Source organism: Paraburkholderia edwinii, assembly GCF_019428685.1.
Lineage (GTDB): Bacteria > Pseudomonadota > Gammaproteobacteria > Burkholderiales > Burkholderiaceae > Paraburkholderia > Paraburkholderia edwinii.
Window position 1 is genome coordinate 998,859 of record NZ_CP080095.1, and the last position, 12,971, is coordinate 1,011,829.

The 12,971-nt window shown below is 61.3% G+C and carries 13 protein-coding genes; 11 read left to right on the forward strand and 2 right to left on the reverse strand.

Features of this window, described 5'->3' with window-relative positions; translation table 11 throughout:
• The first annotated feature begins 3 nt into the window (after positions 1 to 3).
• From KZJ38_RS04380 to KZJ38_RS04405, 6 genes are all read left to right on the forward strand, one after another.
• Entirely contained in the window at positions 4 to 963 is a 960-nt protein-coding gene (locus KZJ38_RS04380) for a LysR family transcriptional regulator (RefSeq protein WP_219798944.1), read from the forward strand.
• 195 nt (positions 964 to 1,158) lie between these two features.
• Positions 1,159 to 2,463 carry a Glu/Leu/Phe/Val family dehydrogenase gene (locus tag KZJ38_RS04385; RefSeq protein ID WP_219798945.1) on the forward strand — a complete coding sequence of 435 codons (1,305 nt, stop codon included), beginning with the start codon at positions 1,159 to 1,161 and terminating at the stop codon, positions 2,461 to 2,463.
• A gap of 281 nt (positions 2,464 to 2,744) precedes the next feature.
• Positions 2,745 to 3,650: a glutamate/aspartate ABC transporter substrate-binding protein gene (locus KZJ38_RS04390; protein WP_219798946.1), complete on the forward strand. Its 906-nt coding sequence runs from the start codon at positions 2,745 to 2,747 to the stop codon at positions 3,648 to 3,650.
• 88 nt (positions 3,651 to 3,738) lie between these two features.
• The gene (locus KZJ38_RS04395) at positions 3,739 to 4,479 is read left to right on the forward strand and encodes an amino acid ABC transporter permease (RefSeq protein WP_219798947.1); all 741 of its coding nucleotides are present in this window, start codon (positions 3,739 to 3,741) and stop codon (positions 4,477 to 4,479) included.
• Positions 4,479 to 5,156, forward strand: coding sequence for a glutamate/aspartate ABC transporter permease GltK (gene gltK / locus KZJ38_RS04400; RefSeq protein WP_219798948.1), 678 nt, complete (start codon positions 4,479 to 4,481; stop codon positions 5,154 to 5,156). Before KZJ38_RS04395 ends, gltK begins: the two co-directional genes overlap by 1 nt.
• Positions 5,153 to 5,878 carry an amino acid ABC transporter ATP-binding protein gene (locus KZJ38_RS04405; protein WP_219798949.1) on the forward strand — a complete coding sequence of 242 codons (726 nt, stop codon included), beginning with the start codon at positions 5,153 to 5,155 and terminating at the stop codon, positions 5,876 to 5,878. Before gltK ends, KZJ38_RS04405 begins: the two co-directional genes overlap by 4 nt.
• 147 nt (positions 5,879 to 6,025) lie before the next feature.
• Here the strand turns inward: KZJ38_RS04405 and KZJ38_RS04410 are convergent, their stop codons facing one another.
• Positions 6,026 to 6,937: a LysR family transcriptional regulator gene (locus tag KZJ38_RS04410; RefSeq protein ID WP_219798950.1), complete on the reverse strand. Its 912-nt coding sequence runs from the start codon at positions 6,935 to 6,937 to the stop codon at positions 6,026 to 6,028.
• A 266-nt stretch (positions 6,938 to 7,203) separates the two neighbouring features.
• Between KZJ38_RS04410 and KZJ38_RS04415 the strand changes: the two genes are divergently transcribed.
• The 5 genes from KZJ38_RS04415 to KZJ38_RS04435 all read left to right on the forward strand — a co-directional run bounded on the left by KZJ38_RS04415 (position 7,204) and on the right by KZJ38_RS04435 (position 11,983).
• Positions 7,204 to 8,463, forward strand: a complete 1,260-nt coding sequence (locus tag KZJ38_RS04415; RefSeq protein WP_246641637.1) for a 3-isopropylmalate dehydratase large subunit — start codon at positions 7,204 to 7,206, stop codon at positions 8,461 to 8,463.
• Positions 8,464 to 8,477: 14 nt separating this feature from the next.
• Positions 8,478 to 8,978 (forward strand): LeuD/DmdB family oxidoreductase small subunit, encoded by a 501-nt coding sequence (locus tag KZJ38_RS04420; protein ID WP_219798952.1) that lies wholly within the window; start codon positions 8,478 to 8,480, stop codon positions 8,976 to 8,978.
• A 63-nt stretch (positions 8,979 to 9,041) separates the two neighbouring features.
• Positions 9,042 to 9,722, forward strand: a complete 681-nt coding sequence (locus KZJ38_RS04425; RefSeq protein WP_219798953.1) for an RraA family protein — start codon at positions 9,042 to 9,044, stop codon at positions 9,720 to 9,722.
• Positions 9,723 to 9,790: 68 nt separating this feature from the next.
• On the forward strand, positions 9,791 to 10,996 hold the full coding sequence (locus KZJ38_RS04430) for a pyridoxal phosphate-dependent aminotransferase (protein WP_219798954.1): 1,206 nt from the start codon (positions 9,791 to 9,793) through the stop codon (positions 10,994 to 10,996).
• Between the two features lie 60 nt (positions 10,997 to 11,056).
• Complete coding sequence (locus KZJ38_RS04435; protein WP_219798955.1) at positions 11,057 to 11,983, forward strand: transporter substrate-binding domain-containing protein; 927 nt, start codon at positions 11,057 to 11,059, stop codon at positions 11,981 to 11,983.
• Between the two features lie 30 nt (positions 11,984 to 12,013).
• Here KZJ38_RS04435 and KZJ38_RS04440 read toward each other — a convergent pair whose 3' ends face one another.
• Positions 12,014 to 12,928: a class II glutamine amidotransferase gene (locus tag KZJ38_RS04440; protein ID WP_219798956.1), complete on the reverse strand. Its 915-nt coding sequence runs from the start codon at positions 12,926 to 12,928 to the stop codon at positions 12,014 to 12,016.
• Between the last annotated feature and the right edge of the window lie 43 nt (positions 12,929 to 12,971).

The window sequence follows — 12,971 nt, forward strand, 5'->3', positions numbered from 1 at the left end:
CGCATGGAACTGAAATGGCTCGAAGACTTCGTGTCGCTCGCGGAAACCCGCAGCTTCAGCCGCTCCGCTGAACTGCGGCACGTCACGCAGCCGGCATTTTCGCGCCGCATCCAGGCGCTCGAAGCGTGGCTCGGCACGGAGCTGATCGACCGCTCGGTGTATCCGACGCGTCTGACCAACGCCGGCCAGGTGTTCTACGAGCAGGCGCTCGCGATGCTGTCGCAGTTCCACGAAGCGCGCACGCTGTTGCGCGGCCACACGGCGACGCCCGCCGCGACGATCGAATTCGCGGTGCCGCATACGCTATCGCTTACGTACTTTCCGCGCTGGCTGCAGCGCATCGAGGCGCAACTCGGGCCGATCCATACGCGCTTGCGCGCCCTCAACGTACACGATGCGGTGTTGTCGCTCGTCGAAGGCGGTTGCGATGTCGTCATGGGTTATCACCATCCGAGCCATCCGGTCGCGCTCGATCCGGCCCGTTACGACATGTTGACGCTCGGCCACGAGCCGATCAGTCCTTTCTCGGCGCCGGGCCGCGCGGGGCGCGCGCGTCACACGCTGCCGGGCACGCCGGATGCGCCCGCACCATACCTGTCGTATACGCCGAACGCCTATCTGGGTCGCATGACCGAGGTGATTATCTCGAACGCGCCCCAGCGTCTGTATCTCGACCGTGTGTACGAGACCGACATGGCGGAAGGACTGAAAGCGATGGCGCTGGCCGGACACGGCATCGCATTTCTTCCGCATAGCGCCGTCGAAGACGCGGTCGCCGACGGCCGCCTGATCCGGCTGGACCGCGCGACGCGCGGCAGCGGCACGTTAGGCCAGTTCACGTTGACAATGGAGATCCGCCTCTATCGCGACAAGCTCGCCGTACAAGGCGACGATCCGCGGCATACGCTGATCCGGGCGCTGTGGGACGTGGTAGAGGCTGAGTTGGCGCAAGACGCCAGCTGATCGATGTAACGCACACACACGGGAACAAAGCGTAGGCGACGGCAAGCAAGGGCAGACAAACACCGCCGTCAGCAACAGCATTTTGCGCGTTCCCAAAGGTTATGCATAAAAAACATAACGGGATGATCAAACGGCATTGGCCTTCACCGAGGCGATTTTCGACAATGGCGTCATTCGTTGAGCGTCGGAGTCTTCATGTCATCCCAATCGAAGTTCGAAACATCGCCGGAAGCATTGCCCTCCTATCTGCATAAAGACGACCTCGGCCCGTGGGGCAACTATCTGCGCCAGGTCGACCGCGTCGCACCGTACCTCGGTACCCAATCGCGCTGGATCGAGACGCTGAAGCGTCCCAAGCGCATCCTGATCGTCGATGTACCGATTGAACTCGATAACGGCACGGTTGCCCATTTCGAAGGCTACCGTGTGCAGCACAACGTATCGCGTGGTCCCGGCAAGGGCGGCGTGCGTTATCACCAGGATGTGACGCTGTCGGAAGTCATGGCGCTGTCCGCCTGGATGTCGGTAAAGAATGCGGCCGTCAATGTGCCGTACGGCGGCGCGAAGGGCGGCATCCGCGTCGACCCGCGCAAGCTGTCGCGTGGCGAACTCGAGCGCATGACGCGCCGCTACACGAGCGAAATCGGCATCATCATCGGGCCGAACACCGATATTCCCGCGCCGGACGTGAACACGAACGAGCAGATCATGGCGTGGATGATGGACACGTACTCGATGAACCAGGGCCAGACGGCCACGGGCGTGGTGACCGGCAAGCCGATCACGCTCGGCGGGTCGCTCGGCCGCCGCGAAGCGACGGGCCGCGGCGTGTTCGTGGTCGGCTGCGAAGCGGCGCGGCGCACCGGCGTGTCGATCGAAGGCGCGCGCATCGCGGTGCAGGGCTTCGGCAATGTCGGCGGTATCGCGGCGCGGCTCTTCCAGGAGGCGGGGGCAAAAATCGTCGCCGTGCAGGACCACACGGGCACCCTGCATAAATCGACCGGCATCGATGCGGGCGCGCTGCTCGAGCACGTTGCGAAGACCGGCGGTATCGGCGGCTTCCGTGAAGCGGACACCATTGCCAGCGACGACTTCTGGTCCATCGAATCGGACATCCTGATTCCGGCCGCGCTCGAAAACCAGATCACCGAGAAGAACGCGCCGAAAATTCGCACGAAAATCGTCGTGGAAGGCGCAAACGGCCCGACCACGACCGCGGCCGACGACATCCTGCACGACAAGGGCGTGCTCGTCATTCCCGATGTGGTCGCGAATGCGGGCGGCGTGACCGTCTCGTACTTCGAATGGGTGCAGGATTTCTCGAGCTTCTTCTGGACCGAGAACGAGATCAACGAGCGGCTCGAGCGCGTCATGCGCGAGGCATTTGCCGCGGTCTGGCAGGTCGCGGATGAGCAGAAGGTCTCGGTGCGCACCGCGGCGTTTATCGTCGCGTGCAAACGGATTCTGATGGCGCGCGAGATGCGCGGGCTTTACCCCTGATGCACCCCTGAAGTACCTCTGATGGGCGGCTTCGGCCGGGATTTAATTTTTCACAAACGGTTTGTGCACGATTCTGTATGATCGCGCACACTGCAGGCGGACGGCGTTGTAAGATGCCGTCCGCTTTTGCGTATGCGTTCCGTAGGGGCTGCGCGCGGGGCGCAATACCGGACACAGTGCTGGATTTACGCAACATTTGCGTCCAAACATGGTTAACGACCATTCTTTCAAAATAGTTACTTTGATACACTTGCGCCGGTATTTGCCAAGGAGACTTACAAATGAAGGTTAAAAAAGCTGCACTGCTTCTCGCGACTGTCGGACTGTTTTCGGGTTTGTTCACGGCGGGCGCTCAGGCGCAGGACGCCGGCACGCTGAAGAAGATCAAGGACACGGGCGTTATCTCGCTGGGTCACCGCGAATCGTCGATTCCCTTTTCGTACTATGACGATAAGCAGAATGTGGTCGGTTACTCGCAGGAATTCGCGCTCAAGGTAGTCGAGGCCGTCAAGGTGAAGCTGAATATGCCGAACCTGAAGGTGAAGCTCACGCCGGTGACGTCGCAAAACCGCATTCCGCTCGTGCAGAACGGCACGATCGACCTCGAGTGCGGCTCGACCACGAACAACCTTGAGCGCCAGCAGCAGGTCGCATTCTCGAACACGATCTTCGTGATCGGTACGCGCCTGATGACGAAGAAAGACTCCGGCATCAAGGACTTCCCGGACCTGAAGGGCAAGACGGTCGTGACGACGGCCGGCACCACGTCCGAGCGCCTGCTTCGCAAGATGAATCAGGACAAGGACATGGGCATGAACATCATCAGCGCGAAGGATCACGGCGAATCGTTCCTGACGCTGTCGACGGGCCGTGCCGCCGCGTTCATGATGGACGACGCGCTGCTCGCAGGCGAGCGCGCGAAGTCGAACAACCCGAACGACTTCGTGATCGTCGGCACGCCGCAATCGCATGAAGCGTACGGCTGCATGCTGCGCAAGAACGATCCGGAATTCAAGAAGGTGGTCGACGATGCGATCGCGAAGCTCGAAACGTCGGGCGACGCCAATCCGATCTACAAGAAGTGGTTCGAATCGCCGATTCCGCCGAAGGGCCTGAACCTGAACTTCCCGGAAAGCGACGATATCAAGGCTCTGTACAAGAGCCCGAACGACAAGGCAATCGACTAAGGTCGATCAACCGTTACCGTCGCAACGTGTTGAACGAAACGGAAGGGGCGAGGCGCTTCTTCCGTTTCTTTTTGTTGGAGTCTTTGTCATGTCCTATCACTGGAACTGGGGCATTCTGCTAAGTCCGGTTTCCACGGGCGAGCCGACTACCTATCTTGGCTGGCTGATGTCCGGCTTCTGGGTGACGATCGTCGTTTCGCTGTCGGCATGGGTGATCGCACTGATCGTCGGTTCGCTGTTCGGCGTGCTGCGCACCGTACCGAACAAAACGCTTTCCGCGATCGGCACCACGTATGTCGCGATCTTCCGCAACATCCCGCTGATCGTCCAGTTTTTCACCTGGTATCTCGTGATACCGGAGTTGCTGCCTGTATCGATGGGCACCTGGTTCAAGCAGTTGCCACCGACCGCGCAGTTCTTCTCATCGTCGATTATCTGTCTGGGTCTCTTCACCGCCGCGCGCGTCTGCGAACAGGTGCGTTCGGGCATCAACGCGCTGCCGCGGGGCCAGCGCGCCGCCGGCCTCGCGATGGGCTTCACGCAATGGCAGACCTATCGCTATGTGCTGTTGCCGGTTGCGTACCGCATCATCGTGCCGCCGCTTACGTCCGAGTTTCTGAATATCTTCAAGAATTCCGCGGTGGCGTCGACAATCGGTCTGCTCGAACTTTCGGCGCAGGCGCGGCAGCTCGTCGATTACACCTCGCAGGCGTATGAGTCGTTTATCGCGGTGACAGTCGCGTATATGGTGATCAACCTGATCGTGATGCAGTTGATGCGCATCCTCGAACACAAGACCCGCCTGCCGGGCTATATCGGAGGCAAGTGATGCATCACTTCGACTGGAGTGGTATTCCGGGCGCGCTGCCTACCTTGTGGACCGGCGCGATCATCACGTTCCAGATTACCGTGATCGCGATTGTCTGCGGCATTCTGATCGGCACGGTGCTCGCGCTGTTGCGGCTATCGGGCGTCAAGCCGCTCGAATGGTTCGCGCGTATCTATGTGACGCTGTTCCGCTCGATTCCGCTCGTGATGGTGCTGCTGTGGTTCTTCCTGATCGTGCCGCAGGTGCTGCAGAACCTGCTCGGGCTGTCGCCCGACATCGACATCCGGCTCGCTTCGGCCATGGTCGCGTTCTCGCTGTTCGAAGCGGCGTACTACTCGGAGATCATCCGGGCCGGCATTCAGGCGGTGCCGCGCGGCCAGGTCAATGCGGCGTTCGCGCTCGGCATGACCTACAGCCAGGCGATGAAGCTGATCGTGCTGCCGCAAGCGTTCCGCGCGATGGTGCCGCTGCTGCTTACGCAGGCGATCGTGCTCTTTCAGGATACGTCGCTTGTCTACGTGATCGGCCTCGCCGATTTCTTCCGTACGGCTGCGAATATCGGCGACCGTGACGGTACGAGCGTCGAGATGGTCCTGTTTGCGGGTGCCTGCTATTTCGTGATCTGCGTGATCGCGTCGAGCCTCGTCAAAAGTCTTCAGAAAAAGGTCGCAAGATGATCTCTATCAAGAATGTTTCGAAGTGGTACGGCCAGTTTCAGGTGCTGACCGACTGCACGACGGAAGTGAAAAAGGGCGAGGTGGTCGTCGTGTGCGGCCCGTCGGGTTCCGGCAAATCGACGCTGATCAAGACCGTGAACGGCCTCGAGCCGTTCCAGAAAGGCGATATCGTCATCAACGGCCAGTCGCTCGTCGACAAGAAGACGAACCTGTCGAAGCTGCGTGCGAAGGTCGGCATGGTGTTTCAGCACTTCGAACTGTTCCCGCATCTGACGATCACTCAAAACCTGACGCTTGCGCAGATCAAGGTGCTCGGCCGGTCGAAGGACGAAGCTGCGGCGAAGGGGCTCAAGCTGCTCGATCGCGTCGGCCTGCGTGCGCATGCGGACAAGTTTCCGGGGCAGCTGTCGGGCGGTCAGCAGCAGCGCGTGGCGATTGCGCGCGCGCTGTCGATGGACCCGATCGCGATGCTGTTCGACGAGCCGACGTCCGCGCTCGACCCGGAGATGATCAACGAAGTGCTCGACGTGATGGTCGAACTCGCGCAGGAAGGCATGACGATGATGTGCGTCACGCATGAAATGGGCTTTGCGAAGAAGGTCGCGCATCGCGTGATCTTCATGGACAAGGGCCTTATCGTTGAAGACGACCGCAAGGACGATTTCTTCGCGAATCCGAAGTCGGATCGCGCAAAGGATTTCCTCGCGAAGATCCTGCATTGAGTGCACGCCAATGCGCCGCGCTTTGCCTGGTTTGGCGAAGTGCGAGCAAGTGGTCATAGCAAACGGGCAGCGCGACGCTGCCCGTTTTGTTTTTGGCGATGCAACGACCATCGCCGCCGCAAGACCATCGCCGCCGCAACGACGAGACTAACGCGCGACCAACGCGAGATCGGGCTTTGAGAAATCGCAGAGCCGCCGTGCCTGATCGGCGACCACCGAATACAGCGCTGACGGCCCGTCGTTTCGATAAATCGCGTAATAGCGCACGTCGGGCAGCCGCTGCGGCGAATCCAGCACATTGAGCAGTCCTTGCTCGACGAGATCGGCGAAGTACAGCGCCGGCAGATAGCTCACGCCAAATCCCGCCACCGTCAACGAACTGAGCGCGATCAGGCTATTGCCCGCGAAGGTGCGCCGTATGGCCAGCTTTTTCGATTCGAACCAGCGGTCGTAGATCGCGTCGACGCCCGACGTGCCGATCTGCATCAGGATCGGATAGTTCGCAATTTCCTCAAGCGACAGCACGCGCGATGCATCGACGAGCGACGGACTCGCCATCCATTTGAGCTGCAGCTTCCTGAGCGGCACCGACGTAAAGCGCGGATCCTTAAGCACGGTCGGCGCGATGATGAAGTCGATATCGCCGCGCAGGAGCCTTGCGCCCAGATTCGTGCTCACGTCGATTTCCGGTTCGAGCGACACGGTCGGATAGGCCACGCGAATGTCCTGCACGAGCTTCGGCAGGAACGTCAGTGCGATCAGCTCGGTGATGCCGAGGCGAAAGTGCCGCACCACTTCCACTTCCTTGCCCATCTTTTCCAGCAGACGGTCGCGCAGCTGCAGCATTTCCTCGGCTGCTTCGAGCAGTTCGCGGCCTTTCGGCGTCAGTTGCACGATGCGGCGGCTGCGATCGAACAGCGGCACGAGGAAGAATTCTTCGAGTTCGCTGATGCGCTTCGAAATGGCCGACTGCGTCGTGTACAGGCGGTCGGCGGCCGCGCTGAAGGTACCGAGGCGCGCGACCCAGTAAATGGCTTCGAGCTGCTTGAGCGTGAGCATGGTTTCGCGAAGGTGAAGTAATGCGGTTGATGGGAAACACGAGGCAACGGCGGGTAGCAGCCGCGGGCCAGTTATCCGAACTATGAATTTTATTCATGTTTCGCGATGCCTTTTACTCCGGCTACGCGGCATTCTGGTTTGGGATACTGCGCAAACCGGTTACGCGAGGAGATAGCCAACACCGGCAACGCGGAACAGCGACGTAGAACCCAGCGACGTAGAAAAGCCCAGAACCCGCATCAGCGAGGCAAAACGATATGCGAGGCATGACCTTGTCGGAAAAGCTGCTGTCCGCCGCGGCAGGGCGCAATGTACGAGCAGGCGAAATCGCGATCTGCGAGGTCGACTGCGCGATGGGCACCGACGGCTCGATTCCGATGGCGATGGACTATTTCGCGTCAATGGGCGGCGTGCGCGTGCATGCACCCGAGAGGCTGCTGTTCGCGCTCGACCACTATGCACCGCCTGCCAGCGCGAAAGCCGCCATGCTGCAGGCGAGGATCCGCCGCTTTGCGCGCGAGCAGGGCATTCCGCTCTTCGACATCGGCGCGGGCATCGGGCATCAGATTGTCGTCGAGCAGGGGCTCGCGACGCCGGGGCGGCTGCTGGCCGGCGCCGATAGCCACGCGGTCACGTACGGCGCCGCGAACTGCTTTGCGACCGGCATCGGCTCATCGGACCTCGCGGGCATCATGCTGACCGGCAAGACGTGGCTGCGCGTGCCCGAGTCGATCCGCATCACGCTGCACGGGAAGCTGCCGCGCGGCGTTTACCCGAAGGATCTCGCGTTGTGCCTCGCGCAGCTGTTCGGCGCGGATGGCGCGACTTATCAGGCGCTCGAGTTTCACGGCGATGGCGTCGCATCGCTCGATTTCGAAGACCGGCTTGTCGTGGCGAATCTGTCGGTCGAAATGGGTGCGAAAAACGCCGTGTTTCCGTTCGATGCTGCTGCGCGCCGCTATCTGGAAAAGCGTGTTGCCGGGCCGCTCGAAGCGGTATCGGCGGATCCGGATGCGCAGTATGCCCGCGTTATCGATGTCGACTTGTCGACGCTGCAGCCTTACGTCGCTATGCCTCACAACGTCGACAACGTCACAAGCCTCGCAGAGCTCGGCAATGTGCCGGTGCAGATGGCGTATCTCGGCACGTGCACGGGCGGCCGCGCGAAGGACTTTCGACAGGCGCTTGCAGTGTTCCGTGAGTACGGCAAGCCCGCGAAAGGCGTGCAACTCGTGGTGACGCCTGCGTCGCGCGAAGTGATGCACGAGCTGACCGAAGGCGGTGAACTGGCCGAATTCGTCGCGCTCGGTGCGGTTATCGTCACGCCCGGCTGCGGGTCGTGCTGCGGCACCGCGGGCGCGATTCCCGAAGACGGCGCGAACGTCGTGTCGACGGCGAATCGCAATTTCAAGGGGCGCATGGGCAACGCAAGCGCGAATGTGTTTCTCGCGTCGCCGGAAGTTTGTGCCGCAAGCGCGGTCGCGGGCCGCATCGTCAGCCTTCAAACCTTCGCCGCCAGCCGATAACGATTCCAACGACCATGCAATTTTCCGTGACAGGGCTTGCGCGCCGCTTCGGCGACGACGTGAACACCGACTACATCATCTCTTCACAGCGCAAGCGCGAGTCGCTCGACCCCGCGGTGCTGAAAAACTTCCTGTTCGAAACGATCGCGCCGGAATTCGCGCAGACCGTGCGTATCGGCGACATCCTCGTGGCCGGCAAGAACTTCGGCTGCGGCTCGGCGATGGAAGTCGCGGTGACCGCGGTGGTCGGCGCGGGCATTCGCGTCGTGCTCGCGCAGAGCTTTGCGCGCACGTACTTTCGCAATGCGATCAATAACGGGCTTTATCCGGTCGAGTGCGATACGCGTGCGATTCGCGAGGGTGACGCGTTGCAAATCGACATCGGCGCGCACACGCTGGTTCGTTGCGCGAGCAACGATCAGGTTATCGAAGCAGCGCCTATCGCGCATGACATTCTGAAAATACTCGACGCGGGCGGCCTCGTGCCGTATCTGCGCCGGCACTCGTCGTTCTGAATGCCTGACCGAACGACTGATGTTTTCCCAGCTTTCCAGCTTTCAGATACACGGACATTCACCATGAGCCAGCCCAATATCCCCGGTTTTCGCATCCTGCCGATGCCCGCGCCGATCGGCAAGGACATCATCGAGCGCTTTCAGTCGGTCGTGACGCCGCATATCAGCGACAACATGCATCGGCTATGCGGTGTGATCGGCCTTAAGGCTTATCACGCCCGCAGGAAGCTTGTCGGACGCGCGATCACCGTGAAGGTCAGGCCCGGCGACAACCTGATGATCCACAAGGCAATCGATATCGCCGAGCCCGGCGATGTGATCGTCGTCGACGGTGGCGGTGAGGTCACGCAGGCGCTCGTCGGCGAGCTGATGCAGATGCATGCGCAGGTGCGTGGACTCGCCGGCTTCGTCATCGATGGCGCCGTGCGCGATGTCGCAGCGCTCCACGCGGCCGATTTCCCGTGCTACGCGCGCGGCAATACGCATCGCGGTCCGTTCAAGGAAGGTCCGGGCGAAATCAATGTACCGGTTGCGATCGGCGGTCTCGTGATCGAAGCGGGTGATTTGATTGTCGGCGATGAAGACGGACTGGTCGCGGTGCCGGCCGATCAGCTCGAGACGCTGCTTGCCGCGGCGGCGGCGCAGGCCAAGCGCGAGCAGCAGCGTAAGGAAGCGATTCTGAAGGGCGAAGACAAGCGCGGCTGGATCGATGTGTATTTGCGAGAGAAGGGCGTGATCGCCTGAACCGCGTGCCTGAACCGCGCTTAAAGCAAGAGAAAGCCGCCGCCACATACCAACAAGGGGACTTCGAAATGAAGCTGATTGCCGCACGGATGGACCGTATCAAGCCGTCGCCGAGTTCGATGGCGACCGCGCGCGTGAAGGAGCTGCGCGCCGCGGGCCGCGATATCGTCGGGTTGACCTCGGGCGAGCCGGACTTCGAGACACCGCCGCATATCGTCGAAGCGGCCTATGCGGCGATGAAGGCCGGCAAGACGCGCTATACGGTAGTCGACGGCACGCCTGAACTGAAGCGCGCCGTACGCGATAAATTCGCGCGCGAGAACGGCCTCGCGTACGAACAGGACGAAGTGTCGGTCGGCAATGGCGGCAAGCAGATCGTGTTCAACGCGCTCACCTGCACGGTCGAAGAAGGCGATGAAGTGGTGATTCCCGCGCCGTATTGGGTGTCGTATCCGGACATGGTGATGCTCAACGGCGGGCGGCCGGTGATCGTCGAATGCGATGCGCAAAGCGGCTACAAGATGACGCCCGCGCAACTCGAAGCGGCGCTCACACCGCGCACCAAGTGGGTCGTGCTCAATTCGCCGTGCAATCCATCCGGTGCGACGTACACGGAGAGCGAACTCGTCGCGCTCGGCGAAGTGCTGAGCCGTCATCCCGATGTGTGGGTGTTGACCGACGACGTTTACGAGCACCTGATCTACGACGGCCAGACCTTCGCGACATTTGCGCGCTGCAACCCGCAGCTGCACGATCGGACGCTGACCATCAACGGCGTATCGAAAGCGTATGCAATGACCGGCTGGCGCATCGGCTTCGCCGGAGGCCCGAAGACGCTGATCAAAACGATGGCGAAGCTGCAGTCGCAGAGCACCAGCAATCCGTCGTCGGTGAGCCAGGCGGCGGCGCTTGCGGCGTTGACCGGTCCAAACGACTTTCTCGCGGGCTGGCGCAGCGAGTATCAGCGGCGGCGCGATCTGGTCGTCGACCGCCTGAATGCGATCGATGGCCTTTATTGCCCGCGGCCCGCGGGCGCGTTTTACGTCTATCCGTCTTGCGCGGGCGTGATCGGGCGGCGCGGTCCGAACGGCAGCGTGATCAGCGACGACAGCGACTTCGTCATGCATCTTCTGGAGAGCCGCGAAGTAGCGGTGATTCAGGGCGCGGCGTTCGGCCTGTCGCCCGCGTTTCGCATTTCATTCGCTACGTCGTACGAACAACTCGAAGAAGCATGTAACCGGATCGAGGCGGCTTGCGCGATGCTCGACTCATAGCTTTCAGCACGGCGCGCGGCCCCTTGCCGCGCGTTTTCCACTATCGGGAAGGGGACAACAATGAAAACGCTGCAGATCAAGGCGCGTCACTGGGCGCCGTGCGGGGCGATTGCGTTGCTGCTGTACGGTTGCTTCGCATTGCCGGCGCAGGCGCAGGATCTGACCGGACGCCTCGCGTCGATCAAGGATCGCAATACGATCGTGCTCGGCTACCGTGAGTCGTCGGTGCCTTACTCGTACTACGACAACAACGAGCAGGTAATCGGCTACTCGCACGACATCGCGCTGCAGATCGTGAAGGAATTGAAGGCCGCGATCAATGCGCCGAATCTGCAGGTCAAGATGATTGCGGTGAATGCGCAAAACCGCATTCCGCTGATTCAGAACGGTACGGTCGATCTTGAATGCGGCGGCACGACGAACAACAAGGAACGTGCGCAACAGGTCGGCTTCTCCGATACGATTTCCGTCACCGAAACGCGGCTTCTGACCAGAACGAATTCGGACATTCATTCGTTCAACGATCTGAACGGCAAGACGGTCGCGGTTACCGCGGGCACCACGTCGGAGCGCTTTTTGCGCAGCTACGTGCACGAGAAGAACGCGAATATCACGATCATCTCGTCGCGCGACCATAGCGCGTCGTTCATGACGCTCGAAACCGGACGTGCCGCCGCATTCTTTATGGACGCCGATGTGCTCGCGAGCCAACGCGCGACGGCGCACAACCCGCAGGAATATGTGGTGACGGGTGAGCCGCAGACGCGTGAGGCGATCGCGTGCATGCTACCCAAAGGCGAGACTCAACTGAAGGCGATCGCGGACCGCACGATCGCGCGGCTCGAGACGAGCGGCGAAGGCGAGGCGCTGTACAAGAAGTGGTTTATGTCGCCGATTGCGCCGAAGGGCATCAATCTGAATTTGCCGATGAGCGATGCGATGAAGGCAGTGTTTCAGCATCCGAACGATCAGCCGATGGATGACTGAATGGGCGCGGCAGCGTGGTCCGGCGTGACTTTACGACTCGAACGCAGCCGCGTCGTCGGATTCGAGATCGAGCGTCGACGTGTCGGGCAGCATCGATGCGCCCGACGTCACCGCGCCGTCGCAAGGCGCTTGCGCGGCTTTTTCGAGCACGGCGGGCGGCACCGGCACGTTCGTCTGCGCGACCATCTTGCCGTGCTGGAACATCAGCAGATCGCCGGGCGCAAAACGCGTCCAGACTTCGTTGTCCGTGAGCGGTTGCGTGGCGATGACCGCCACGCGATCCTCGGGCGTCGTGTACTTCGCGAAATCGATCGAGACGTCCGCATCCACCAGATGCGCGGTCGAGAACGGCCAGCTGCGCACAAGGTAGTACAGGTGCGTCGAGCAATGTGCAAAGAGTGCCTGCCCGTTCGACATCAGGAAGTTGAACACACCGAATTGCGTGATTTCACGCGTGAGCGTTTCGAGCGCGGCGAACAGTTCTTCGAGCGGGGGTTGCTGCTGACCCGGAAACGCCTGGCGCAGACCCTGCAGCAGCGCGCAGAACGCGAGTTCGCTATCGGTCGTGCCGACGGGCTGATAGACGCCTGACAGGACAGGGCGGTAATTCTGCAGATCGCCGTTGTGCGCGAATATCCAGTGACGCCCCCACAGTTCGCGCAGGAACGGGTGGCAATTTTCGAGCACGATATGGCCTTGCGTCGCCTTGCGGATATGCGCGATCGTATTCTTTGATTTGATCGGATAGCGCTTGACCATCTCGGCGATCGGCGACGTGGCCGACGATTGATGATCGATAAAGAGGCGGCATGCCTTGTCTTCGAAGAACGCGATGCCCCAGCCGTCGGCGTGGTGATCGGTGACGCCGCCGCGTGCCGCAAAACCGGTGAACGAAAACACGACATCCGTCGGCGCGGCGCAGTTCATTCCAAGAAGTTGGCACATGATGCGCTAGGGTCAAGCGTCTGAGACGTGTAAGGGCCGGTAG